Below are 24,695 nucleotides of genomic sequence, written 5' to 3' on the forward strand. Positions count from 1 at the left end.
AGGATGAAGAAAATGTTTAAAAAAATGCTGACAATCGGTCTGAGTTTGATCGTGCTGCTTGTACCTTTATCGGGCTGTGCCACAACCCCTTCCCAGAGCCAAAGCCAGAGTTATGAAAAAACCATGGTAACGGCCCGAACGGAAATCTGGAAGGCCATTTCTGGCGGCGGAGCGTCCAGTGCCACCGTGGCCGTTATGGACAATGGCAAAATTGTTTATGAAGAGGGCTTTGCCATGGCCAATCGAGGGGATGCTCTGGGGGTAAACTCCAGTACCCAGTTTAATATTGGTTCGGTCAGTAAGATTTTTACGGCGGCAGCGGTAATGCAGCTGGTCGAAGAGGGCAAGGTGGATCTGGATAAACCGGTAGTCGATTATGTTCCGGATTTTACCATGCAGGATTGCCGTTACAAAAATATCACGGTACGGATGCTGCTAAATCATTCATCAGGATTGCCAGGAACCGATATTTATAATGGTTTTGCAGCAGCAGAGGATCCGGATTTTCTGACGAATTTTATGGTCTATCTGGCTAACAGCAATTTAAAGGATGATCCCGGGGTGGTCAGTGTTTACTGCAACGATGGCTTTACCCTGGCAGAAGTGCTGATCGAAAAAGTATCCGGCCAGTCTTATGCAGAATATTTAAATCAGCATATTTTTTCGAAGTCTGGCATGGAAGACAGCAGTTGTTATTTTAAACCGGACAATCCTAATATTGCCCTGAAATACAACAACGACGACGGGTCAGCCCTACCGGCGGAATATGTCAACCTGATGGGCACCGGGGGGATTTCCGCCACTGCTGCAGATTTATGCCGGTTCGGCAACGCTTTATTGACCAATAAGATCATGACCGCTGAGTCTTTTAGCGAATATACCAGCCCCCAATATGCCCCAGAAACAGTGCCGGCAGGAACGCCAATTACCAATTATGGATTGGGCTGGGATATGGTATCGGTGGCGGATTTTGCCGAACAGGGAATTCAGGTGCTCAGCAAAAACGGCGGCACCCTGCAGTTTAACTCACAGCTTTATGTGCTGCCAGAACAGGGCTTAGCGGTGGCCGTGATCTTTGCTGGCACCGCCGATACAACCACGATCACTAATGCCATTACCCAGGCTTTACTGGAGGAAAAGGGCGCTTTGCCGGGAAGTGAAACCAGTGCCGCGGCAGCGCCTAAACCGGCCGCGATTCCCGATCAGCTGGGCAGCTTTGCTGGATATTATGGGGCCAATGGCAGTACCATCAAAGTTGAGTTTGACCGACAGAACAACACCATGAACTACAAAAAATTCAATGGCAGCGAATTTGTCAGTTCTGGAACCTATGCTTATATGGATGACGGTTATTTCTATCTGCCGTCCGGAAATCGGCTGTCTTTCAGTGATAGCTTTGGGCAAAAACTGATCCTGCAAACCCTTCCGACAGCCGACTATTCGCTGGTTGTGGCTCAGGGGATTGCTTCAGTCAATCCCGTGGATACCCAGAACTTTGCCAATAAATGGTGGATCCCCACGAATTTCAGTGCCATTGACCTGAATACCTTTGTCGCTGCCACCGGCAGTATTCCAGAATTGCCGGGCTTCATCTATTTTGGCGGTGACGATACCTTTACGCCCTACCGCTTGAAAGATGGCAACAGCGCCGAAATGATCCTGCCTTATGCCCGGGACTTGGTTGAATCGCGAATTAGCGAAGTCAACGGGAAAAAAGTTCTTAATATGATGAGTTATACCTTTATCGATGCTCAGGATGTTGCTGTGCTGGCAAAAGATGAGACCATCAGTATTGCCAAGGCAAATGAAAACCAGGTCAGAAAACTTGATGCTGAGGGTACCTTTGGGGTAACGATGCCGGAAGGCAGCCGGGTGATTATCTTTGCACCAGATTTTACGCTCAGCTATGACAGTCTTTACGCAGTTTCTGAAAGTGTTCCAGTCACAGCCGGTTCCTATGTGATGTTTATTGGGAATGAAGGCGATCAATTCCCCTATCAGTACAGCTTTTAAAAAGTAAAACAAGAAATAAGACTTAAACTTTATTTTGAGTCTTATTTTTTTGCCCCAATTGGGTTACAATAAATTCAATTGAACAATTTATCGTAAGCTGAAAAGCTCAGCGGGGTAATTCTTCAGGTTAATCGTGGACACGGTCTGATCTGAAAGTAAAAGAGAGGGAAATTTGTAATGAAGAAGATCACAAAGCTATTATGTTTGTTGTTGGTCGTGATGTTGGTTTCTGGTTGTAGTGCCAGTAATCGTGAAACGAAAGAACAGAGCCAATGGGAGACCATTTATGATGCTTATGTTTATACTTTTCCGTTGGTGTTAGTGAATGCCACCATGGAAAAAATGACCAATACCGTCGAACCAACAACAACGCAGGCGCCGGTCAATCAGTTGTTTCACAGCCATAACCTGGCCAATGCCAGTGCCAAAGATGTCGTCACCCTCAATACCGATACGCTTTATTCGCAGGCATTTTTGGATCTTTCGGAGACGGCAATGGTTTTCGTGATGCCCAAAGCCGATCGTTTCTGTTCCGGGGAGATCATGGACGGCTTTACCAATGCGGTGAAAATCACCGGTTCTGGCAGCGATAATTCCGATCAGACAGCTTTTCTGATCACTGGACCCAATTACAGTGGTGAAATTCCCAATAACCTCACCCAGGTAGCGATGCCAACAAATATGACCTGGATTTTATGTCGGGTACTCAGTTACGGCGAAGCAGATCTGGCGAATGTGTACGCCATTCAAAATAAGATGCAACTGCTACCTTTAGCAAACTATTTGTCAGGCGAAGCCTATATCCCGGCTAAGGGCAGCTATGATGAAAGTGAAAACTTCATCCCGATCGAACACGTTTTACAGATGTCCCCGGCTGAGTTTTTTAATACTGCGAATCAGTTAATGGTTGCCAATCCTCCAGTCAATGCCGATCAGGCCATGATTGAAAAAATCAGTGCGGTCGGAGTAGGACCGGGTCTTAAGTTTGATGAAGCGATACTGGGCGATTCGGGTCAGGAAGACTGGACCGAAATGATCAATAGCCTGTCGACAACGCTGTTTAATGACTCCCAGGATTTCCTTGTCCAAATGAATAATTGGCGGTTCTTTGGTGAACCGGTGGCGGAATTTGGCACCGAATATGATTACCGGGCATTGATTGCCTTAAATGGCTTGGCGGCCAATCCGGTATCAGTGGCTATTTACCCCAATACCAATACCGACAGCGATGGCGTAACCTTCGATGGTACCAATAATTATGTCATTCATTTTGATAAAGACCAGTTACCGCCCACCAAAGACACGGGTTTCTGGTCGATCACAGCCTATGACAGTAATAATTTTTTGATCGATAATCCAATTAACCGCTACAGTATTAATGACCGCAGCACCGTAACCTATAATCAGGATGGCTCGCTGGATCTATTGCTGCAAACGCAGGCGCCAGCAGATGCTACAATGGCAAATAACTGGCTGCCGATTTCGGCCGATAATTTCCATTTGTATCTGCGTATCTATCTCCCTCAGGAGTCGGTGTTAAATGGAACCTGGCAACCGCCAACAATTAAAAAGGCTGAATAAAAAATCAGATCGTCGGTAGCGCTTGGGAAAATGATGTCTTTTAGGCAATGTTTGGTTGAATGCGGGAAGAAACGCTGTGGTTTCAGAATAACAAACAGTTTTGGTTATGCTTAAAAGATGGCGTTTAAGAAGATGCCATGAAAATATTCAGTGCGGCTAACTTAAAATTAAATAAACCAATATGCAGGAAAGTGATTTCCTGTTTTTTTTAGAACTGCAATATCTTCCAAGAGATTAAATCAGATCAATGCTACACTGGGAGGGAAGTGGAGGTAGATCAATGAAACACCATGAAGAACGGATCGTGCGTTATGATAGCACCCTGAAAATAGAAGCCTTTCGGTTAAAAGGCATTATTCAAAAATTTCCCAACCATTTTCATGAGCATTATGTAATTGGCTTTATTGAAAGTGGACAGCGAAAACTGTCCTGTAAAAACAAAGAATATCAGGTGGGGCCGGGAGACTTGCTGCTTTTTAACCCCTACGATAATCATTTTTGCGAACAAATTGATGAAAACCCGCTGGACTACCGGTGTCTTAACATCAAACCGGAAGTCATGCGGGAAGTGGTTTTCGAAATTACCCGGAAGCAGGACAAGCTCATTTTTAAGCAGCCGGTGGTGTGCCAGTGCGAGCAGGTAACGGCGCTTAAGGAACTGCACCAGATGGTGATGCAGGAAGATAAAGAATTTGACAAGGAAGAAGTATTTCTATTCTTGATCGAACAGCTGATCGAAGAATATGGAAACTGGGAAGCCGATTGTGATCAGCAGGAAGTCAATAGCGACATTGACATGATCTGTGTTTACCTTGAAGAACATTATCAAGAGCGGATCTCGTTAGATGACTTATGTGCCTTAAGCGGATGTGGCAAGTATTATCTGGTGCGGGCGTTTACAAAAACAAAGGGAATTACCCCCTACCGATATCTGGAGACGGTGCGCATCAACCAGGCCAAGCAGTTGCTGGAAAAAGGAGTGGAACCGCTTGAAACAGCCCACCAGACGGGATTTTCGGATCAGAGTCACTTCACCAATTTTTTCAAGGAATTCATCGGAATTACCCCCAAACAATACCAGAAAATATTTATCCCGAATGATTCACAAACCCGGAGATCCCGGTATGAGGATGAAGGGAGCAACAATTGATTAGTGAACACCGCCTGACCGGCCATTTGGCCGCCGCTTTTACCATTTTTATCTGGGGAATCACCTTTGTTTCAACAAAAATTTTACTTGATGTTTTTACCCCGATCGAGATTCTGGTTTTTCGATTCACCATCGGCTATATCGCACTGACCCTTGTCTATCCCCGGCGAATGGGTCTTCGCAGCCGGTCGGAGGAAATCCTTATGATGGCCGCCGGACTATGTGGGGTAACGCTTTATTTTTTACTTGAGAACATTGCTCTCACTTATACCTATGCCTCCAACGTTGGGGTGATTATTTCGATTGCCCCCTTTTTTACGGCCATCCTGGCCCATTTCTTTTTAGCTGGAGAAAAACTGCGCCTGAATTTTTTTATCGGCTTTATCGCCGCCATCATGGGGATCTTTCTGATCAGCTTTAATGGGATCATGGTATTGCAACTCAACCCCATTGGTGATTTGCTGGCAGTGCTGGCGGCCGGGGTGTGGGCAGTTTATTCGGTGCTGACCCGGAAAATAAGTGGTTTGGGTTATCATACCATTCAAACCACAAGGCGGATCTTTTTTTACGGACTTATGTTTATGATGCCGGCGCTGCCTTTTTTTAATTTCGCTTGGAGTCTTAAGCCCGTTTCCCAGCCGGTCTATCTCTTTAATCTGCTGTTTCTGGGATTGTTGGCTTCAGCCCTTTGTTTTGTAACCTGGAGTCTGGCGGTCAAGCGGTTAGGGGCCACCAAAACCACAGTTTATATTTATCTGGTTCCGGTAATTACTGTGGCAACATCGGTGGTTGTCTTGCGGGAAAGGTTAACCGGGATAGCTGTTCTAGGAATCGCAATGACCTTATTGGGGTTGGTCATTTCAGAAAAGGAGAGCACCCCGGGAAAAAATACGATTGCGGATCAAACCGAAAAGATCAACTGAGATTAAGCACCAGCAGACATGATTTTATAACAAATCAAAAACAAATTATCTGAACATTCCTCTGATTTATGATAGAATAAATCAGAAGAATGTTTTTTTATAAATGGTAAGTGATAGATAAAAGAAAGGTTGAATGAAATGTTAAAATTAAGGTCAATAAGAATCGTACTGGTAAGTTTATTTGGTCTGGCTTTATTAATGGTGATGCCTCCGACTTTCGGCAGCGTCAAAGCGGAGGACAATCGGACGCAAGCTGAAAACGTTGTCAACAGCAGCTCAGATTCAGTCGGTCAGGCAATGACTTCCAAGCGTACAGCGAATGCGACGATGGGCTGTTCATATCGTACCCATGTCCAGAATGTGGGGTGGCAGAGTTTTGTCAGCGACGGTATCATCAGTGGAACCGAAGGCCAGGGGCTGCGTTTAGAGGGAATTGAAGTCAAACTGGAAAATGTCAGCGGCGATGTGGGCATTGAATATGCGACCCATGTGCAGAATGTCGGCTGGCAGAACTATGTAAATAATGGTGCCATGAGCGGAACCTACGGCCAGTCACTCCGTCTGGAAGCGATCAAAATCCGGCTGACCGGAGCTGACGCTGAGAATTACGACGTTTACTATCAGGTTCACGCTGAGAATTTTGGCTGGCTGGATTGGGCCAAAAATGATGCCAGTGCCGGAACCGAAGGGTTTGGCCTAAGGCTGGAGGCAATTAAAATCATGGTTGTGTCCAAGGGTGATCCGGCACCAGGTGCAACAGTGCGGCCATTTGTCACCACCAACATCCAAATGACCTACCAGACGCACGTCCAGAATATCGGTTGGGAGGGCTGGAAACAAAATGGCGAATTGAGTGGAACAACGGGTCAGAATCTGCGCCTGGAAGCGATTGAAATAAAGAATGACAATAGCGAGAGTAATGTCGGTCTGAAATACCAGACCCATGTCCAGAACTACGGTTGGCAGGGCTGGAAAGAGGACGGCGAAATGAGTGGCACCTCGAACCAGAGCCTCCGGCTCGAAGGCATTCAAATCCAGTTGACAGGAGCTAATGCCGAGCTGTTTGATGTATATTACGAAGCCTATGTGGAAGGTTTTGGCTGGATGCCCTGGGTTATGAATGGCGAAAGTGCCGGAACCGAAGGTCTGGCACTGAGATTGGAAGGGATCCGGATTCTGGTGCAGCTAAAGGGATCAACGGCTCCGAAAAATAGCGAAAATACGCTGGGTTTTATGGCTCAGCTGGTCAATAAAAACCACAGTGTCCCAGCGGATTATGTCCCGGGTGATCTGGTTTGGGTTAATCTGCCGTCGACCCGGGACACCCAGTTGCGGGCAGATGCTACCCAGCATCTAATCCAGCTCTTTAATGGCGCCAGTGCTCAGGGTTTGACCCTCTACTGCTGTTCCGGATATCGTTCTTATGCGACCCAGACAACGCTGTATCAATCGAATGTAGAGATGTATGGGGTGGCCGGGGCGGAATTGGTCAGTGCCCGGCCGGGCATGAGCGAGCATCAATTGGGATTGGCGATGGATGTCACATCCGCCACTGTTGACTTTGATCTGGTGGAAAACTTTGGCGCTACGGCGGAAGGCCAGTTTATCCGCGACCACGCCCATGAATATGGATTTATCGTCCGCTATCCCCAGGGAAAAACCAATATTACCGGCTATGCCTATGAACCTTGGCATCTGCGTTATCTGGGAGTTCCGGTGGCCACCACCATTCACAACAGTGGTAAAACCATGGAAGAGTTTTATGGGATTTATTAACTGATCTGATTACGGGGGAAACAGATCAGTTCAGTCGAAAGAAAAATGAATTAATTAAATCGAATCAAATTAAAAGCCATCCCGGTTGCAACGGATAAAGCGCTGCAATCGGGATGGCTTTTTTATTCTAAATAACCCATTCGTCGGGAAATATCACGGGCGGCGGTTTTGACTTCTTTAATCACAAAAACAAGCTTGGCGTCGGATAAATGATTGACTGAACCGCTGACACCGATGGCGGCAATTGAGTCGCCGCGGTAATCAAAAATTGGTGCGCCAACGCAGCGGTGACCGAGCTTATATTCCTCATTATCCATGGCCCAGCCCTGGTTTCGCACCCCCGCCAGATGTTTTTTAAACTCATCGGCCTGAGTAATTGTATTCATTGTGAATTTTTCAAAGGTGCAAGAATAGAGTACTTCGTCAAGCTCGTTCCCAGACAGGCAGGATAGTAGGCATTTTCCGATCGAGGAACAATAGGCTGGCGAACGCAGGCCGATTTGGGTGTAAACACGGGGATCAGGATAGAGATCCATTTTTTCCACGTAAATCACTTCGGCACCGTCTAAGATTCCTAAATGAGCAGTCAGGTTCAACTCAAGGCGAAGATTGCTTAAAAAGGGTTTTGATTCCGTTAAAAGTTCAAGCCCGTTGATGTGATAGCTGACGGTTTCAATCATTTTATGACCAATGGTGTAGGTATTATCAGGATTTTTTTAACATAATGACGTGAATACATAGTGGAAAGTAAGCGATGAACGGTACTTTTGCTCATGCCGGGAGAAGAAGAATTCTATTTAAAGGGAATCACCCGGATTATTGGTCGGGTGCCGTTCTTTGGAGGTAGTGCTGCAGACAATTCCATTTCCGGGGATTGGCAGCTCTATACCCAGGAAGGTGCGTTTTCAGATGGGATTGCCGTAGCATTTTTTTATACCGATAAAGAAATGAAAAACCAATTTACTGGCGCTTACCATGAAACTGAAGATCGGGGAATGATCACAAAAGTCAGTGGAGATCGGACACTGGTTGAAATTGATGGTGAACCAGCGCTGGAAAAATACGCAAAATGGATGGGCGTGACAGCTGACTCATTAAAGGATGGCAATCTTTTGGTGGCATCCATCACCTCACCACTAGGCGTAAAAGATCGGTTAGGCGATCTGGTAGCGATCCGTCATCCGATGAATGGTAATGCGGACAATTCGATCGCAGTCGGGAATAAACTGAGCGAAGGAACAGCAGTGATTAGAATGGCAGCAACCATTGACGAATTGATTGCATCGGCGGGACAAGAATTGAATACGTTGAATAAAAAAATGGAAAGGGCTCCGGGGGCTTATCATCTCGTCCATTGCGGGGGACGGCGAGCTGGCATTGGCGAGCGGATTGAAGAGGTGGTAACAGAGATTAAAAATGCCACCGGCGATGTTCCTTTTATTGTTGAATTCACATTCGGCGAATATGGCTATGAAGCAGATGGCATCAATACTTGTGGTGGATTAATGCTCTCATATAGCGGTTTTTCTAAATAAACACGATTAAAATAGCCCGATTCTGTTGGTACAGCAGCATCGGGCTAAAATTGAATCAATCCGGGAATGTGATTTGGGTTTTGAATTGTTGGCTATAAACGATTGTATTTTAATGGAGCCATTTAAATTGCGATTTGTGAGTAATTACAGGTTTGAATATAGTTGTCAATATGATGATCAATGTCGATCCAATCATTAACCCGGGTAATCCCGGGAAATAAATGGCCCTGATTATAATAACAGTCAATCAGCAACACGTTAAATCCGTGACTCGCAAGTTGGACAGCATTTTCGTAGCGATCCTCGATAAAAATATCACACGAAAATTCGTAGGCTTTCGCAACCTTATCATGAGATCCCAATAATGATAAGGAACTCATCGGGATGTGGTGGTGAGACAGCCACTTTTCAGTCACATTTTTCATTTCTATTTCTCGAGCGGTTACAAAGTGAAGATTATGATTGGCGAAAAGGGCATTGAGAACGTCTTTTACGCCTGAGCGGATGTGCGACTCTTCATAAATGGTTTCGCCAAACAAGTGATAAAATTCAGCAAAGGCTTCCGGTTTTACCCCGAGCGCGATATATTCATCATATGCTGTCACCATTTCTGGGATAATTTGGGTGTTGAAGTATTCGTTAGCTCTGGGAATCCAGTCATAAGCTTCGGTTATGGTGCCATCAATATCAATACAAAAATTCAACTGATTCATTAATAATTCCTCCTGAACTTACTCTATAGTGTGATTATATGGTTGGGTTCAGGTTTCGTCTTTAATTTGAGATTAAAAATGTGTAAATTCTATGGTTTTCATTGCTTGAGAGGCCATGACAGAGAAGTAGTCAGGGGCTTACTTATATTATAAAAAGCATCAATCAAATAATAAGGGCGGTAGGCTAGTCAAGGCATGACTAGTCTACCGCCCGATTCTTTTACATTCTTAGTGTGGCATCGAAAGCCAGTGGTGAGCGCAGGCATTCGTCGGCAAACATAGAAAACCTCCATAAAAGCTATTTTATGTTTTGCAGTTTCACCTTGAGTGTACACCAAAAAATCAAGGAATAAGTTTGGAACATGTTAAATTTGTTAAAGAATAAGTCAAAAATGTGACATATTGGGATTTTTGGGGTATATAATACAGCACCGTGGTGGAACCGGTTTTGTAAATAAAAAACAGTAGATGAAAGGAGTTCTTGTGAGGATACTACCATTGATATTTTCATTTTTGTTTTTCGCTATATCCGGACTGTATATGTTCTTTGGTGCTTATATTGTTTCGGTTAACTCAAAAGAAAAAAGCAATCGGGTTTTCTTTGTGCTATGTATCTTCTTAAGTGTCTGGACATTTAGCCTGGCCATGTCCAGTTCTGTGGCGGACATGGAGACTTGTTTTTTTTGGCGCCGTGTTTCAGCTTTGGGTTGGTGCACCTTTGCCGGGATATTATTACATTTCTTTTTGATTCTAACCAACAAACGAAGGTTGCTTAAAAAGTGGTGGATCTATTTTTTGATTTATACACCGGCAGCTGTCTTTATTTACATATTTGCGTTGTCTCATGACATGGCCATCCTACAGTATAATTTAATCAATACACCGTTTGGGTGGATTAATAGAGCCGAAAATAATGTCTGGAATATTTTGTATTATATTTATTACTATAGTTATATCGCCATCGGACTGGGAGTGCTCTGGCATTGGGGACAATACTCCGGTGACAAGCGAAATAAGCAACAGGCCAGGCTTATTTTGTATGGGTTTAGTATTTCATTAATCAGTGGTTTTATGTTGCAGATTCTTGGAAATGAATTGTTCTTAACCGGAGCCACTCAAAAAATCTCGAATGTTATGTTTATCGCAATCCTGGCAATGTTCTATTCAATAAAAAAATACAAACTGGTAAGAATGCCGCCAATCAATATGGATGAAATCATTTTAAATAAGGGGAACCGCACTAAAATATACAATTACTTGTCAGGATGCTTTATCGCTGGAAGTTTTTTAAATATTATTGCGCGGTACTTTCTTGAAGAACAGGATGATCTAATTGCGATCCTGACCTTTAGCGGACTATTATTGGCGATTGGCTTTATGATACAGATGGCCCATCGTGCTGAGCCACTAAAGAAGTATCAGAATTATATCATCATGGTGTTAATTGGGTTGTCGATACCCGTGATAACCTTTGAGTTTATCAGCATTGCCAGTCCGACAATTTGGGCATTTCCATTTATTTTGATTATTGTTGGCCTTGTTTATAATAACCGAATTGCTCTCGTTGGGATAACGGTATCCATTTTTCTAACCCAGATTCTCGTTTTTATTATCAAACCGCAAGCAATCGTGGAAATTGACAGCTCTGATTATGTGGCAAGAATCGGTTTGTTTGGGATTGGTGTGTGGGTGGCATTTTTTGTAAATACACTCTATGTTCAGCGATTAAAGCAAAATGCCGATCAGATAAAAATACAGAAAATGATTTCCGAATTTTCGACTGACTTTCTAAATGTCAGTACCGTCAATTTTGATGAAAAAACCGCAAAATGGTTGGGTAAAAGCGGAGCATTGTTCAATATCGACCGAGCCTGTATATGTTTTTTTAATGAAGATAAAAGCAACATATCGTGTCAACAGGAATGGTGTAACCAAGGTATCGAGTCACAAAAAGAAGGGCGCCAGGATATTCCGATAGAAGCAGCACCGCCGTGGATTAAATCAATTATTGCAAACAAAGTTGTTCATATCTTCAATCGTGGAGATAATTTGGAAGAAAGACCCAATGATGTGATTATTGCGATCCCGATTTCCAGCAAAGGCGAGGTAAGGGGATTCCTGGCCTTTGAAATAAAAACGGAGAAGGATGATTTAAATCTTGAATACGAAGGGCTACTGGAAATTATTGCCAACATTTTAGCAGATGCACTGGTGAAGATCGAGGCCGAAAATGAAATCAACTATCTCGCTTATTATGATCAACTGACCGGACTGTCCAACCGATTATTGTTCAACGAAAGGTTAAACAAGGGAATCGAGTTATCAAAAAATAATGGCAAAATTATCGGGGTCATCTATCTGGATATTGACAGTTTCAGGACTGTCAATGATATGATGGGACATGAGGGCAGTGATAAGCTGCTGGTACAGGTCAGTCAGAAGTTGGTACGATCGATAAAAAAAACCGATGTGGTTTGCCGTTTTGAGGGTGACGGATTTGTAGTCATGTTAAATAATATGTCCCGGGAAAAAGAGGTAGTAAAGGTAGCCAACCGGATTACTGGTTTATTTAAGCATGCCTTTATTGTCAATGGTCAGGAATTTTATATCTCGGCTAATGCCGGTATATCAATTTATCCCAAGGATGGGGATAACGGTGAGGAGCTGATAAAAAATGCCGATATTGCCATGTGTAAGGCCAAAGAAAAGGGGAAAAATAATTATGTATTATGTTCAACAACGATCAAAGAAGAGGTGATTTTAAAAAACAAACTCATCAGCAATCTCTATCATGCCTTAGAAAAGAATCAATTGCGGGTTTATTATCAACCGCAGATTTGTCTGGCTACAGGCAGAATTATCGCAATAGAAGCACTGCTGAGATGGCAGCATCCGGAACTGGGAATAATACCGCCCAAGGTGATTATTCCGTTGGCAGAACAAACCGGGTTGATCAATCCGATTGGGGAATGGGTATTGAAAACGGCATGCAGTCAAAATAAGCTGTGGCAGGGTATGGGACTGCCACATGTACGGATTGCTGTTAATATCTCAGCAACCCAATTCCGAAATCCGCTGTTGATCAGTCAGATGAAAAAGCTCATCAAAGAGACGGGTATAAAACCACGGTATCTGGAATTGGAGCTGACGGAAAACATTGCCATCAACAAGTCCAGCTATATTGTCGGTGTTTTAAATGGGCTAAAAAAGCTGGGAATGTTCATTTCGATCGATGATTTTGGGACCGAGTATTCCTCATTGAGTCGACTGAAGTTACTGCCTATGGATCAACTGAAAATAGATAAGCAATTCATTGATGGCATCGCCGAAAACGAAAAAGATCAGGCGATCGTTGATACCATCATCTTGCTGGCTAGAAATCTGGGCATCAGTGTGATTGCCGAAGGTGCTGAAACGCAAGATCAGATTGACTTTTTAAAAGCGCATCAGTGCGATGCTGTGCAGGGTTTCTTTTATTATAAGCCGATGCCCGCAGCGGAAATGGAGTTGGCACTGAGACAGGAAATAAATATCAGCGGAGCTCTAGACAGCGGCGCTGGAGGTAATGATTAACCAGTGCTTGGGGCAGCTCGTTGCGGTTTTCACTGGTAACGGTGATGAGTTTTACGTTGCGATGATTTCTGATCATATCAGTCCAGCCATAGCTGGACTGTTTAATTACGCCTAAAACCGGGTGGCCTTCATCTAGGGTTTGTAAAATTTCATGCTGAAAGTTAAGGGCATCGTTTTCCAGATTACCACATTCATCCATAATAATCATTGCCCGATTGACTTTGGCGCTGAGGATCAGTTCCACGCCATAGCGGTTAAATTTTGCGGCATCAGCCTGAGGGAAACAGTCTTGCTTAAAAACAGCAATACCATAGTCCGCTGTGAAAAACTCAGGTTCATCAGCCCCATTCATATACAGTAACCGATCATCGGAACTCCGATCTGGACCGAAGTAGGTTTTAAAGCCACCATAGGTCTGATTGAGTTGCTCCAGAGTTTTGCGGATGATGGTGCTTTTCCCGACTTGTATTGCGCCTGTTAAAAAGATATGCATTTATTGACACGTCCCTTCAATTTCGAATATGCCCAGGGATTTCCGTTTAGGAAGATAAAAAGGGTAGTCGGTTTTATTTGTTTCAATAAGGGTTTGGGTTAAATAGTTATTTAAATCTTTATCATTCACATTGGGATAGTTATTTTGAATAAACTTCTTTCCTTCGGCAACAGAAGTAAGCGGCTGTCCAAATTCAAAGGAGACTTCAGTAAGGGTAAATGGAATGTTCTTTTCATTCAAGGCAGTGACAACTTGATCGTAGGTATTCCGGTGAAATGATTTATATTTTGCAATGGTAGAGTGAGAGGTCTCTTTTTTTTCGACTATCGAAATCTGCTTTTTACAAAAAGGAAGAAATTTCTCGGGATTGCGGCTGCCAAAAAAGCTGGTGTAAATCACGTCCCAGTGTCCGCTGATATCATCACAATCCATCAATTGTGGTTTGATATTGGCAATCTTACGCTCGGCAATATTGGCTTTCAGGGAGTTAAGAGCAAACTCATTAATATCGATACAGGTGATATTTGTCAGCTTTTCGCTTAATTCCAGATCAATCAACCCCAGACCACAACCAATATCGCATAGTGATGAGCAGCCTTCCAGTCGGGGAGCGATTAATTCGGCAATGTTTTTGAAAAACTGCGAGTAAGCGTTGGCTTCCTGATACCATTTGATTGTATTCGGATCCCATTTGAAATTCATGATTGTATTACCTCTTCTTCTTTCTTAAAAGCCACCTTCTGGCCAGTGATAGAGATCTTGACATTCTCAGCACCGGCAGCAATTTTAGCCGCCCGCAGATTATCCTTGACCATAAATCCTGACAATTCGGCCACGCCAAAATCAAATAATGCTGGCGCCAGAGGAGTGCCAGGGCCGACAATGGTAATTCGCCGGGCGTTTTTTGAAAGCTCCAGAAAGCGGGGTAAGGTCTTATCCAATAGGGACGCACAGGTAATATAGACGTAGTCGCAGTCTGGCAGAATATATTCACCGGCAGAAATGGGGTAATCACCAGACTCCGGATTCCAATCGATAATCGAAAAATCGCAGACTGGCGCCATCAGCTTTTCAATATAGGGAAAATGTCCGATAACGGCGACTTTTTTACCCTTGATATCGTTCTGACACATAATAAAGGGATCAAAGTTGCGATCTTCCACCCGAATCTTGTCCGAGAATTCGATCCCATTCGCTCGGGCAATTTGAGGATTATTGTAATAGGCATTGATGGCGGCAATCCCCACTGCGGCCTCAACAAAATTCCACGATTTGGCACAGGTGGCAACCTCCCGCAAAGACAGATCCAGCATATTTTTTGTCAACATCGGTAGCCGGGTTTCGCAAAACCGGGGTGAGGCGATCCCCACGCCGTTACCACTACGCACATAAGCACGCTTCTTTCCGCAAATCAACTCGTCGACACCATAGTTTTCAGGGATGCCATCGATCAGGGCATCATATAATTTCCACATAAGCGACTCTCCTCTTATAGATTTATTAATTCTTTGGTGATCAAATCACCACTGCGCAAATGGTTCCGCAGTTTTAGTAGTTCATTATCCAGTTTTTCGATCAGCACCAGGCTTTGCTGTTCTTCCGCCGAGGTTTCAATAATTTTATGAATGCCACCGTTTTTGATAATAATCCGTTTATCGGCATTTAATGCCAGTAGCGGATCATGAGTCGAAACGAAGATAATTTTTTCGCGTTTCGCCAGCAGCACAATGGCCTCGCGGCGGTCGATCCCGGCATTTTCAATTTCATCAATTAAAACGATAGGGGAATCACTCATGTAGGCAGTATCGGCGATCATCAGCGCTCGGGATTGCCCACCGCTGAGCTGTGTGACCTTGGTATCCGCAGCAAATTTCTCGCCCGCCAGGTCATTGGCACATTGAAAACATTTTTCCACCACATCGTTCACATTGGGGGACAGCCGGCATTTGGCGTGCATTTCGAGAAATTCCCGAACCGTCAGATCCATGACAAAATTCATATTCTGAGAAAGCTGAGCTACCAGCTTACCATCCATTTCAAAACGCTGGGTGTCATCGAGCTCGTGACCATTGATCATAATCTGGCGCTGGGTTGGGGTATCCCGCTGCGCCAGACACTCGATGTCGTTGAGCAGTCGGCTTTTACCCGAGCCGGTGGGACCCACGATACTGATGATTTCACCAGCAGAAATAGTAAGACTGATATTTTCCGGTTGCTTTAATTTATTAATGCCGCCATTAATGGTAATCGAAGTGACCCCATCAATGTCGGCTCGGGTTTCAGAAAATGTCTCCAGAAAGACCGAGAAGTTCAGCAATAGGTCATAGGGTTCCAGACCAAATTCCTCCAGAATGTCTTCTTCAATACCTTCCAGGGCACTTTGCAGCAGCCGATCGGTGGCAATATCACTTAATCGATAATTAGCCAGAAAATCAGAAGCAATGGGGAAGCGTTCAATCACTGTTGCCAGGTTTTCATTGTTGAGGAGGGTCATAAAATTCGGTGTATTGTTCATTTTTTAAACTCCATTTTTTTCAGCATTCCCCGTTGGTGGGGTTCCCCAATTCTGGTTTCGCCGGTGCAATAGGAACAAACGGCGGCCGGGGTGGTAAAGCGCAGCCGCATATCCTGGATCGTATCAATTTCGAGGGCGTTTTTCAGGTATTTGGCCAACATAAAAGTGCCTTGCCCGGTGATACCATTGATAAAAATAATCCGGGCGGTTAAATTGACCTGTTTGATATTAAAAGCAAAGACTTCCCGCTCGGCCTGAGAAACAATGTCCCCCTTGGTGACCACCACAATATCCGCAAATTTCAACATCGGTCCAATTTTCCGGGGGGTATTGACGCCGGATAAGTTATCAATGACACAGATCGAAGCAATACTGTTGATATAGGGGGAGCAACGATTGCAGAGGCCGGCACTTTCGGTGATCAGCATCTTAAACCCGGACTCAATTCCCCATTGAACAGCGTCCTCAATATTGCTGACAAAATAGTGATCGGGACATGTTTTCCCGGAAAATCCCATCTGAACAGGAACCTGGGCGGCCTCATAACTGAGATTATCAAATGAGGTGAGACAATCAAATTTGACCACCCCAATGCTGCCCGAGGGCATATCCATGGCTTCGATCAGTTTTAAAATAACAGCGGTCTTGCCGGATGAGGGCGGTCCGGCGATAGTGATTAATTTCATTTCGTTACCTTCTTTACCTTTGGTTATCATGAATTGTGAGGGTTCATACGCCCTGAATTTTTTAAAACGGCAAAGTAGCGGGTCGGCTACTTTGCCGTTTAGGGGTGATTATTTTTTTTCGGTTTTTCCAAGTGAATTGGCAACCAGCTTATTGTACTGATCCTGAGTTAAATCGGTATGGTAGAACAATTTGTAATATTCGGATGCTTTTTTATAACCATCATATTGAGCCTGATCCGGATACAATAACTGGGTCATCCAGATCATTCCCATCAAACGGTTAACGGAGGGAGGACTGCCCATCCAGTTATAAGGGCCATTGGGTACTTCGTAATAAGTTCCGTTTTTAATCGCTTTAAGATTCTGCCATGCTTCGTTTGTTGCCACCGTGCTGTAAATACTGCCGGGAGCAAAAATAATCACATCCGGATCCCACAACATCAGCTGCTCCATATCCACCGGATTACCGGTGCCTTTACTGGAAATATCATTGACAACCGCGACATTATTACTGAGCGTATCAATTACTTCGGCGTGGAAAGAACCGTTGGCCAGCACGCTCAAGCCGTTTTCGCCGGTACAGTAAACCAGTTTGGTTTTGCCGCTTTCGCCTACCTTAGCGATGATTTTTTGGGTGTCGCTATTCACCGTTTCACAGTATTTTGCCAGCACTTCGGCTTCTTTTTCTTTTCCCAGAAGTTTACCCAGGGTGCGATAGGCTTCGGCCATGGTATCCATGGTTGCTTCGATGTGGACGGTGGGAATGCCAACCTGTTCCTGAATGCCATCCATATCTTCGACGATGGTAGATTTGGACTCGCCAATATCAATAATGATCTGGGGATCAACCTTGGCAATTTCTTCAAGATTCAGATCGCCCTGGCCATAAAATTGTCCTAAGACAGGGAGATCCAGGTATTTGGTATCAATGTACTGTTCAGCAGTGGTGTCCCATTTGCTGGAAAGGCCGACAAACATTTCTGGTGCTAAAGCAAAAAGGGCGATTTGTGCCAGCGCCCCAGAAGGGACAATGCGGGTAATTTTTGCCGGAACTTCAACCGCCCGGCCGGCGGAGTCGGTAAAGCTGGTGGTGGTATTATCCGCTGTCGTGGTTGAGCCACTGCTGCTGCCGCAGGCAGTGGCCATCGTCATCACGAGACACATCACCAGTAATAATGCTACAAGTTTTTTCTTCATTTCATTTTCTCCTCTTTGTAAGTTATGTTCTTTATATCAAAACCATTATCAATGGTTTAAAGTCAACGACAACAATTCTTGCGAGCGGGTGACAACGGTGGACAGCCCAGTCAGATCGCGCATTTGGGAATACAGACTCTGACCCGGTCATCATACAAGCTGTTTATGGTTACTTCAGCTGCGTATAGATTACGAATCAGATCTTCGGTGAAAATATCCCCGGGCTGACCCCAAGCGGCAATTTCACCATCCTTCATGGCCATTACCGTATCGGAAAATAAAAAAGTCTGATCGGGATTGTGGGTTGATTGAATGATCGTGTAGCCTTCTTTGGCCAGCGATTTAATCTGGGTCAGAACACGAATCTGGTTGCCATAATCCAAATTGGCAGTGGGTTCATCCAAAATCAGTATTTTAGCTTCCTGAACCAGCGCTCGGGCCATTAATACCAGCTGCCGTTCACCGCCGCTTATTTGGGTATAACCGCGGTTTTTCAAATGACTGATGCCTAATCGTTCCAGTGCCTGTTCCACCAGTTGAAGCTGTTTTTTGCCCGGCTTTGAAATCATTGAGACCTGATGGGTGGTTCCCATCAGCACCATGTCAAAGACACTGTAATTAAAGGAGGGATAGTGAGATTGGGGAATATAGGCAACGGACTTGGCTATTTCGATGATGCTCATGGTTTGAAGATTTTTGCCATGAAGGAGGATTTCACCGGAATACCCTTTAAGTAAACCCAGCATGCATCGAAAAAGGGTGCTTTTGCCCACGCCGTTGGCCCCCAATATCGACAGCAACTGATTATCCTGGGCGGCGAAACTGATTTGTTTGAGAATTAGCCGGTCACCATAACTGAAACTGAGATTTACTACTTCAATACTCAATTGATCTCCTCCGATCGGGTAATTAAATAAATAAAGAATGGCGCACCGATAAATGCGGTTAATATCCCCAGGGGGATTTCGGTGGTAAGCAGGTTTCGGGAGACATCATCCACAATCAGCAGAAAAATAGCGCCAAACAGCATGGTAGCAGGCATCAGATGATTGTAGTTGTTGCCGACAAGTTTTCGGGTCAAATGGGGAATGACCAAACCAACCCAGCCAATCATGCCACTGACCGACACGCTGGCGGCCGTAACCAGGGTGGCACAGACAATGACGATTAAACGAATCTGGTTTGAATTGACCCCCATGGTGCGGGCTTCATCGTCACCCATGGTCAGGACATTCATCCGCCATCTTAATAGTAATAAGGGAAGCAGTCCCAGTGCCATGGGAATAACGACGAAGCTGACTTCGCTGATCTTGGCGCCGTTTAAGCTGCCCATCAGCCAATAGGTGATGGCCGGCAGCTGGTCATTAGGATCAGCAACTAACTTAATAAAGGACGTACCAGCGGAGAATAGGGAACTGATCATAATGCCAGATAAAATTAAACCTAAGATGTTTTTGCCCTTGGCTTTTTTGCTGATCAGATAGACCAGCGCAACGGTTAACAGACTGAACCCGAAGGCATAGATGGTGATCATAAAGCTGCTGCCATAATTGAGGATCGCCAGAGCAGCCCCAAAAGCGGCTCCGGCAGAGGCTCCCAGGATATCGGGAGCCGCCATCGGATTTTGAAAAACACCTTGGTAAGCGGCTCCGGCGGCCGAGAGACAACAACCGACCAGACAGGCCAAAGCGATCCGGGGTAAACGGACATTAAATAAAACAGTTTCAATTTTAATATCCCAAAAAGGGTCAATGGCAATAATCTTTGAAAAGAGAATTCCCAGCAGCTCATTGGTATAGATGGGATAACGACCAATCCGGAAGGAAATGATGATGGCAAGAATAAGAATAATACCCAGACTGAGGATGATCATATTATTTCGGTTAGACTGTTTCAATACTGGCTCCTTCAGTGTTCGTTTTTTAATCAGTTTAGTTATGTTTGGTTGCGTTATGCATTGTTTTTTATATTGTACAATAGAGTGTTGCACGATGTCAAATAACTTTGCAAATATTTAGGAGCTAAAAAGCATCGAAATTTAGTTGATACGAATTGATGCGATCATCCCGCTAAATTAGTGACAGTGGTTAAAAAAACAAAAAAAATAGATCCGCTAAACGGATCTATTTAATCAAGCATTACTAGTATTGTTTAATTAAGATTGTTTTCTTCCAAAGCCAGCTTGGCGGCCGGGAAGGGTTCCAGAGCCCGGCTTAAGATACCCTGAACATAGGCAATCAGCATCCCGTAGTTGGTGATGTAAACCCCTTTTTGTCGGGCGGTGTGAACCCGGTACTGCATTTCGCGGCGGTTGAGCATACAGCCACCGCAGTGGACAATAACCGCATACTCGCCAATATTCTTGGGGTAATGAGCACCGGAAGCCCAGTGGAATTCGATATCGCAGCCGGCAATCTGGCGGATCCAGCGGGGGATTTTGACCTTGCCGATATCGTCTGCCTGGCGATGATGGGTACAGCCTTCGACGATCAGCACCTTATCTCCAGGTGCCAGTTGTTCAATCCGTTTAATACCCTTAACCATTTCGGCCAGATCGGTTTTTTGCCGGGCAAACAGGATCGAAAACGAGGTTAGCGGAATGCTGGCGGGGGTATCGGCCGAAACCTTCAGGAAGGCCTGGGAGTCGGTGATGACGAGCGCCGGTGGTCTGCTCAGGTTTTCCAGGGTGTGTTTTAGTTCATGTTCCTTGGTGATCATCGCTACTGCGTCTTTTTCAAGAATATCCCGGATGGTTTGCTGCTGCGGCAGAATCAGCCGACCCTTGGGGGCCGATTTGTCGATCGGGGTCACCAGCACCACCATATCTCCGGATTCAATCAGATCGCCAACCAGCGCTGGTTCGACATCCTCATAATTAGCGTGGTCGATGATCATTTGTTTGACCGCTTTAATCCCGGTGCCATTGTAAACACTGGTAAAGGATAAGGGGATTTTAAGCGACTTTTTTAAGGTCTCGATCTCTTCCGGCGTGGGACAACCCTTATCGGCTTTGTTAAGCACAAAAACGCTGGGAATCTTTCGTTTGATCAGCTGATCGATGAATTCTTCTTCAAAGTCAGTAATCCCGGTTTCAATATCCGCTACGACAATGGCAAAATGACATTTCCTCAGCACCTCGTAGGTTTTTTCAATTCGCAGCAGCCCCAGTTCGCCACTGTCGTCCAGACCGGCGGTGTCAATAAAGACCACCGGACCGATCGGCAGCAGCTCCATGGTTTTATAAACCGGATCGGTGGTAGTTCCGGCGACGTCAGAAATAACCGCTACCGACTGGTCGGTGAGGGCATTGATCAGCGAAGATTTTCCGGCATTTCGTTTGCCAAATAGACCAATCGCCATCCGGCTGGACATCGGGGTTTCATTCATACTATTTAGATTCATAATTATTATTTCCTTTCGTTCAGTGATTTTAATCAGTGTTTTCGATCCATGCTGGGTGAGGTCAGGCGTTCCGGTTTTAAAACCTCTTCCAGCTCGATCTCAGTCATCCAGTTTTTTTCAAGAATAATATCTCTAACGGATTTTCCCGTTTCTTTTAAAATCAGGGCGGCTTCGGTGCCCTTGTCATAACCGATGATGGCAGTCAGGGCGGTGAGCGTCACGGTACTGTTTTCCAGATTTTCCCGACAAGTCTGCTCGTTGGCGGTAATCCCTTCGATGCATCGTTTAATAAAGATGGGCAGGGTGTGATCGAGCAGATCCAACTCTTCAAACAGGTTTTTGGCAATCACCGGCAGGAAGGCATTCAGCTCCAGCTGTCCCGACATGGCAGCCAGGGTAACGGCGCTATCATTGGCAATAATCTGAAAGGCCACCTGATTGACGGCCTCAGGTATCACCGGATTGACCTTGCCGGGCATAATCGAAGACCCGGCCTGAACCGCCGGTAGGGTTATTTCGCCAAGGCCAGTGTAGGGGCCTGATGAAAGCAGCCGCAGATCATTGGCGATTTTGGAAAGATTGACGGCGGCGGTTTTTAACAGCCCTGAAACTTCCACAAAGACATCGCAGTTCTGGGTTGGATCCATCATGTAATCGGTCCGAGCCAGGCTGATGCCGGTGAGATCCCGGAGTTTTTCGATCATCGTAAAGATATAGGAACGGGGTGCATTTAAGCCGGTGCCCACGGCAGTTCCGCCGATATTCACCTGACGAAGCCGTTCTTCAGCCTTGTAAAGGCGCCAGCGATCGCGGGAAATGGCTTGCGCCCAGGCACCAAATTCCTGGCCCAGGGTCACCGGCACGGCATCCTGGAGTTGCGTTCGCCCGGCTTTGATGACCCGGGAAAATTCTTCTTCCTTTTCCTGGAGCGCCGATTGCAGGTTGGCAAAAGACTCAGTCACCGGTTTTAACAGACGGATGGCGGCAATCCGTACCGCCGTCGGAAAGACATCATTGGTGGATTGGTGGAGATTGACATGATCCAGGGGATGAATCAGACTGTAATCGCCTTTTTGTCCGCCCAGGCGTTCAATGGCGCAGTTGGCAATCACCTCGTTGACATTCATATTGGCCGAGGTGCCAGCGCCCCCTTGCATACAATCCACCACAAACTGGCTGCGCAGAGCTCCGGCCAGGATTTCATCGCAGGCCGCCGTGATGGCTTCGCCCTTCTTAAGATCCAGGGCGCCAATACTGATATTGGTAAGCGCCGCCGCTTTTTTGATGACTACCAGAGCTTCCACCAATTCTTTATGAATCGGAATGCCGGTGATATAAAAATTTTCCAGGGCTCGAACCGTATTGATGCCGTAATAAGCATCAATTGGCACATCTAGTTGGCCCAATAAGTCGTGTTCTATTCGCATGTTTTCCCTCATTTCAACAAAATCAAAGACAAAAAAACTCTCTCTCCGAAAAATGGACGGAAAGAGAGCGTAATAGCATAAAGATGTTTATTAAAACAAAAATAAACTTGCCAATTTCGCACCTTTCCGGTCAGAAAAATCTTTTCGGTCAGGATGATAGCAATAAAATAACGTTTTCAATTTAATAAGGCCATCTTAGCATTGTTTTACGGGTTTGTCAAAGTCCGGTTAGGGTATTATTTTGTGAAACGGAATAGCGAGTGGATTTATTATGTGATTCTGTCAATAAAACGGGTAAATACTCTTTATACCAGAGAGGAGGATTTATAGATGAACTATCAAATCATTAAAGAATTTCCCCATCCGATGATGGAAAAAGGAAAGAGGCCGGTTATCTCCATTTATGTGGATACCAACATTAAGAAACCGGATCGTCTGGAAAATCCCATCCGTTTTAAAAATCTCGTCAAAGAAGCACAGGCTTCTTTAAAAGACAAGGAATTCAAAGGATTTAAAGATCTGTTTTCGCTTTTTAAAGAAATGGAGGAAGACGCTTTGTTCTGGGAAGGTGCCACCGAAAGTCTAGCCATTCTGGGGGATGAAGAAGAATGCATTGTCTATAAGCTGCCGGTGAATGTAAAAAGCCTAGCGATTGTGTCAGACAGCTATTATATAAAACCCATGTTAAGGAGCTTTCAGTCTTACGGCCATTATCACGTGCTGGGTTTGAATCGGGATAATTTTATTCTCTTTGAAGCCGACCGCGACGGAATCCAGGGGATACCTGTAGATGAGAAAGACTCAACCATGGAAGGGGTTCTGGGAACCGAAAAAACGGCTCCCCATCTTTCAGTGGCCAGTATTGGCGGGGAACAGTCGATGTATCACGGCCATGGTGGCGCCAAGGATGAGCGCAAGGTTGATCAGGAAAAATTTTTCCGTCATGTCGATGCATTTATTCTGGAACAGTATTCCAAAACAAATAAAATACCTTTGATACTGGTCGGACTGGATGAACATCAGGGAGAATTCAGAAAGCTGACAAAGAATAATTATCTGATTAATGAGGGCATAAAAATTGATGTCGATTCCCTGGACAAGAAGAGTCTCTATCAAAAAGTTCAGGCCGTGATGAAGGAGTTGTTTAAAAAAGAGCTGAAAGAGCGGACGGACATTTTTGCAGAAGCCCACGCCAAGGATTTGGGATCCGATGATCTGGTACAGATTGGCAAAGCCATCGCCGATGGCAGGGTAGCCACCCTGTATCTGGAAGAAAATACGGTTCACCCCGGACTCTTTGATCCCCAGCTGGGAAGCATCGTCCAGGGCGAAATTGTCGACCCCCGAGTTGGCGATGTTTATGATGACATGGCTGAGGTGGTGCTGAGCCGCGGCGGCGAGGTGCTGATTTTAGACAATGAGGATATGCCGACCGAAAGAGATATTGCCGCTGTGTATCGTTACTGAGAATCCGGTTGTTTAACGAATCGAACTGAGGATTAACTCCTAGTATTTAAAGGGGTTAATCCTTATTATTTTTCCGGATTAAGTTGGATTTTGTAGTATAATAAACTCAACTTTCCCAGCTTAATTGACCGAATAAAGCCTTTATAAAAAAGGCCTGAGAGTCAATCCATTGCCGGAGTTGATTTTTTAACAGTGTAGACTTTCTAGATCCTACCGAATTCAATTGTTCAACAAATAAGCTCAT

Annotated in this window: 21 protein-coding genes; 8 read left to right on the forward strand and 13 right to left on the reverse strand. The window is 45.0% G+C overall.

The window, feature by feature from the left end; genetic code table 11:
- Positions 1 to 12: 12 nt before the first annotated feature.
- The 5 genes from Q7J41_RS06290 to Q7J41_RS06310 all read left to right on the forward strand — a co-directional run bounded on the left by Q7J41_RS06290 (position 13) and on the right by Q7J41_RS06310 (position 7,443).
- A complete protein-coding gene (locus Q7J41_RS06290) occupies positions 13 to 2,013 on the forward strand; it encodes a serine hydrolase (protein ID WP_304886314.1) in 2,001 nt (666 codons plus the stop codon).
- 177 nt (positions 2,014 to 2,190) lie between these two features.
- Positions 2,191 to 3,594 (forward strand): DUF1254 domain-containing protein, encoded by a 1,404-nt coding sequence (locus Q7J41_RS06295; protein WP_304886316.1) that lies wholly within the window; start codon positions 2,191 to 2,193, stop codon positions 3,592 to 3,594.
- Between the two features lie 280 nt (positions 3,595 to 3,874).
- Positions 3,875 to 4,744: an AraC family transcriptional regulator gene (locus Q7J41_RS06300; protein ID WP_304886317.1), complete on the forward strand. Its 870-nt coding sequence runs from the start codon at positions 3,875 to 3,877 to the stop codon at positions 4,742 to 4,744.
- On the forward strand, positions 4,741 to 5,667 hold the full coding sequence (locus Q7J41_RS06305) for a DMT family transporter (RefSeq protein ID WP_304886318.1): 927 nt from the start codon (positions 4,741 to 4,743) through the stop codon (positions 5,665 to 5,667). Before Q7J41_RS06300 ends, Q7J41_RS06305 begins: the two co-directional genes overlap by 4 nt.
- Before the next feature lie 138 nt (positions 5,668 to 5,805).
- A complete protein-coding gene (locus Q7J41_RS06310) occupies positions 5,806 to 7,443 on the forward strand; it encodes a D-alanyl-D-alanine carboxypeptidase family protein (RefSeq protein ID WP_304886319.1) in 1,638 nt (545 codons plus the stop codon).
- Between the two features lie 122 nt (positions 7,444 to 7,565).
- Here the strand turns inward: Q7J41_RS06310 and Q7J41_RS06315 are convergent, their stop codons facing one another.
- Together Q7J41_RS06315 and Q7J41_RS17780 are read right to left on the reverse strand one after the other, a co-directional pair.
- Complete coding sequence (locus tag Q7J41_RS06315) at positions 7,566 to 8,123, reverse strand: IclR family transcriptional regulator (protein ID WP_304886320.1); 558 nt, start codon at positions 8,121 to 8,123, stop codon at positions 7,566 to 7,568.
- Positions 8,120 to 8,218, reverse strand: coding sequence for a helix-turn-helix domain-containing protein (locus Q7J41_RS17780; RefSeq protein WP_370650990.1), 99 nt, complete (start codon positions 8,216 to 8,218; stop codon positions 8,120 to 8,122). The genes Q7J41_RS06315 and Q7J41_RS17780 overlap by 4 nt, the downstream gene beginning before the upstream one ends.
- Between Q7J41_RS17780 and Q7J41_RS06320 the strand changes: the two genes are divergently transcribed.
- Complete coding sequence (locus tag Q7J41_RS06320; protein WP_304886322.1) at positions 8,217 to 8,978, forward strand: FIST signal transduction protein; 762 nt, start codon at positions 8,217 to 8,219, stop codon at positions 8,976 to 8,978. The two genes, Q7J41_RS17780 and Q7J41_RS06320, sit on opposite strands and share 2 nt — an antisense overlap.
- A 122-nt stretch (positions 8,979 to 9,100) precedes the next feature.
- Here the strand turns inward: Q7J41_RS06320 and Q7J41_RS06325 are convergent, their stop codons facing one another.
- Positions 9,101 to 9,691, reverse strand: a complete 591-nt coding sequence (locus tag Q7J41_RS06325; protein WP_304886323.1) for a hypothetical protein — start codon at positions 9,689 to 9,691, stop codon at positions 9,101 to 9,103.
- Between the two features lie 468 nt (positions 9,692 to 10,159).
- Here Q7J41_RS06325 and Q7J41_RS06330 point away from each other — a divergent pair, with 468 nt between their 5' ends.
- Complete coding sequence (locus Q7J41_RS06330) at positions 10,160 to 13,264, forward strand: GGDEF and EAL domain-containing protein (RefSeq protein WP_304886325.1); 3,105 nt, start codon at positions 10,160 to 10,162, stop codon at positions 13,262 to 13,264.
- On the opposite strand, the gene Q7J41_RS06335 is transcribed toward Q7J41_RS06330, so the two are convergent.
- The 10 genes from Q7J41_RS06335 to Q7J41_RS06380 form a co-directional block, all read right to left on the reverse strand.
- Complete coding sequence (locus Q7J41_RS06335; RefSeq protein ID WP_304886327.1) at positions 13,224 to 13,757, reverse strand: nucleoside-triphosphatase; 534 nt, start codon at positions 13,755 to 13,757, stop codon at positions 13,224 to 13,226. The two genes, Q7J41_RS06330 and Q7J41_RS06335, sit on opposite strands and share 41 nt — an antisense overlap.
- Positions 13,758 to 14,459 (reverse strand): methyltransferase, encoded by a 702-nt coding sequence (locus Q7J41_RS06340; protein ID WP_304886329.1) that lies wholly within the window; start codon positions 14,457 to 14,459, stop codon positions 13,758 to 13,760.
- Entirely contained in the window at positions 14,456 to 15,232 is a 777-nt protein-coding gene (locus Q7J41_RS06345) for a DUF364 domain-containing protein (RefSeq protein WP_304886331.1), read from the reverse strand. The genes Q7J41_RS06340 and Q7J41_RS06345 overlap by 4 nt, the downstream gene beginning before the upstream one ends.
- Before the next feature lie 14 nt (positions 15,233 to 15,246).
- Complete coding sequence (locus Q7J41_RS06350; protein ID WP_304886333.1) at positions 15,247 to 16,272, reverse strand: ATP-binding cassette domain-containing protein; 1,026 nt, start codon at positions 16,270 to 16,272, stop codon at positions 15,247 to 15,249.
- Positions 16,269 to 16,958, reverse strand: coding sequence for a GTP-binding protein (locus Q7J41_RS06355; RefSeq protein ID WP_304886335.1), 690 nt, complete (start codon positions 16,956 to 16,958; stop codon positions 16,269 to 16,271). The genes Q7J41_RS06350 and Q7J41_RS06355 overlap by 4 nt, the downstream gene beginning before the upstream one ends.
- Positions 16,959 to 17,066: 108 nt before the next feature.
- On the reverse strand, positions 17,067 to 18,155 hold the full coding sequence (locus Q7J41_RS06360; RefSeq protein WP_304886337.1) for an ABC transporter substrate-binding protein: 1,089 nt from the start codon (positions 18,153 to 18,155) through the stop codon (positions 17,067 to 17,069).
- A gap of 110 nt (positions 18,156 to 18,265) precedes the next feature.
- Positions 18,266 to 19,042: an ABC transporter ATP-binding protein gene (locus Q7J41_RS06365; RefSeq protein ID WP_304886339.1), complete on the reverse strand. Its 777-nt coding sequence runs from the start codon at positions 19,040 to 19,042 to the stop codon at positions 18,266 to 18,268.
- Positions 19,039 to 20,028, reverse strand: a complete 990-nt coding sequence (locus Q7J41_RS06370) for a FecCD family ABC transporter permease (RefSeq protein ID WP_370650991.1) — start codon at positions 20,026 to 20,028, stop codon at positions 19,039 to 19,041. The genes Q7J41_RS06365 and Q7J41_RS06370 overlap by 4 nt, the downstream gene beginning before the upstream one ends.
- A 278-nt stretch (positions 20,029 to 20,306) precedes the next feature.
- Positions 20,307 to 21,557: a [FeFe] hydrogenase H-cluster maturation GTPase HydF gene (hydF, locus tag Q7J41_RS06375; protein ID WP_304886341.1), complete on the reverse strand. Its 1,251-nt coding sequence runs from the start codon at positions 21,555 to 21,557 to the stop codon at positions 20,307 to 20,309.
- A gap of 32 nt (positions 21,558 to 21,589) precedes the next feature.
- Positions 21,590 to 22,984 (reverse strand): aspartate ammonia-lyase, encoded by a 1,395-nt coding sequence (locus tag Q7J41_RS06380; protein ID WP_304886342.1) that lies wholly within the window; start codon positions 22,982 to 22,984, stop codon positions 21,590 to 21,592.
- Positions 22,985 to 23,314: 330 nt separating this feature from the next.
- Here Q7J41_RS06380 and Q7J41_RS06385 point away from each other — a divergent pair, with 330 nt between their 5' ends.
- Positions 23,315 to 24,451 (forward strand): hypothetical protein, encoded by a 1,137-nt coding sequence (locus Q7J41_RS06385; RefSeq protein ID WP_304886344.1) that lies wholly within the window; start codon positions 23,315 to 23,317, stop codon positions 24,449 to 24,451.
- Positions 24,452 to 24,695 lie beyond the last annotated feature (244 nt).

It is taken from the genome of Acetobacterium sp. (assembly GCF_030652775.1).
Classification (GTDB): Bacteria; Bacillota; Clostridia; order Eubacteriales; family Eubacteriaceae; genus Acetobacterium.

What these genes read in the sequence shown, in the direction of transcription:
- Q7J41_RS06355 (WP_304886335.1), bottom strand. Translation starts at nt 16,958, where the DNA reads ATGAAATTAATCACTATCGCCGGACCGCCCTCATCCGGCAAGACCGCT.
- Q7J41_RS06360 (WP_304886337.1), bottom strand. Translation starts at nt 18,155, where the DNA reads ATGAAGAAAAAACTTGTAGCATTATTACTGGTGATGTGTCTCGTGATG.
- Q7J41_RS06330 (WP_304886325.1), top strand. Translation starts at nt 10,160, where the DNA reads ATGAAAGGAGTTCTTGTGAGGATACTACCATTGATATTTTCATTTTTG.
- Q7J41_RS06300 (WP_304886317.1), top strand. Translation starts at nt 3,875, where the DNA reads ATGAAACACCATGAAGAACGGATCGTGCGTTATGATAGCACCCTGAAA.
- Q7J41_RS06320 (WP_304886322.1), top strand. Translation starts at nt 8,217, where the DNA reads ATGCCGGGAGAAGAAGAATTCTATTTAAAGGGAATCACCCGGATTATT.
- Q7J41_RS06325 (WP_304886323.1), bottom strand. Translation starts at nt 9,691, where the DNA reads ATGAATCAGTTGAATTTTTGTATTGATATTGATGGCACCATAACCGAA.
- Q7J41_RS06335 (WP_304886327.1), bottom strand. Translation starts at nt 13,757, where the DNA reads ATGCATATCTTTTTAACAGGCGCAATACAAGTCGGGAAAAGCACCATC.
- Q7J41_RS06385 (WP_304886344.1), top strand. Translation starts at nt 23,315, where the DNA reads ATGAACTATCAAATCATTAAAGAATTTCCCCATCCGATGATGGAAAAA.
- Q7J41_RS06290 (WP_304886314.1), top strand. Translation starts at nt 13, where the DNA reads ATGTTTAAAAAAATGCTGACAATCGGTCTGAGTTTGATCGTGCTGCTT.
- Q7J41_RS17780 (WP_370650990.1), bottom strand. Translation starts at nt 8,218, where the DNA reads ATGAGCAAAAGTACCGTTCATCGCTTACTTTCCACTATGTATTCACGT.
- Q7J41_RS06370 (WP_370650991.1), bottom strand. Translation starts at nt 20,028, where the DNA reads ATGATCATCCTCAGTCTGGGTATTATTCTTATTCTTGCCATCATCATT.
- Q7J41_RS06295 (WP_304886316.1), top strand. Translation starts at nt 2,191, where the DNA reads ATGAAGAAGATCACAAAGCTATTATGTTTGTTGTTGGTCGTGATGTTG.
- Q7J41_RS06380 (WP_304886342.1), bottom strand. Translation starts at nt 22,984, where the DNA reads ATGCGAATAGAACACGACTTATTGGGCCAACTAGATGTGCCAATTGAT.
- Q7J41_RS06315 (WP_304886320.1), bottom strand. Translation starts at nt 8,123, where the DNA reads ATGATTGAAACCGTCAGCTATCACATCAACGGGCTTGAACTTTTAACG.
- Q7J41_RS06345 (WP_304886331.1), bottom strand. Translation starts at nt 15,232, where the DNA reads ATGTGGAAATTATATGATGCCCTGATCGATGGCATCCCTGAAAACTAT.
- hydF (WP_304886341.1), bottom strand. Translation starts at nt 21,557, where the DNA reads ATGAATCTAAATAGTATGAATGAAACCCCGATGTCCAGCCGGATGGCG.
- Q7J41_RS06350 (WP_304886333.1), bottom strand. Translation starts at nt 16,272, where the DNA reads ATGAACAATACACCGAATTTTATGACCCTCCTCAACAATGAAAACCTG.
- Q7J41_RS06340 (WP_304886329.1), bottom strand. Translation starts at nt 14,459, where the DNA reads ATGAATTTCAAATGGGATCCGAATACAATCAAATGGTATCAGGAAGCC.
- Q7J41_RS06310 (WP_304886319.1), top strand. Translation starts at nt 5,806, where the DNA reads ATGTTAAAATTAAGGTCAATAAGAATCGTACTGGTAAGTTTATTTGGT.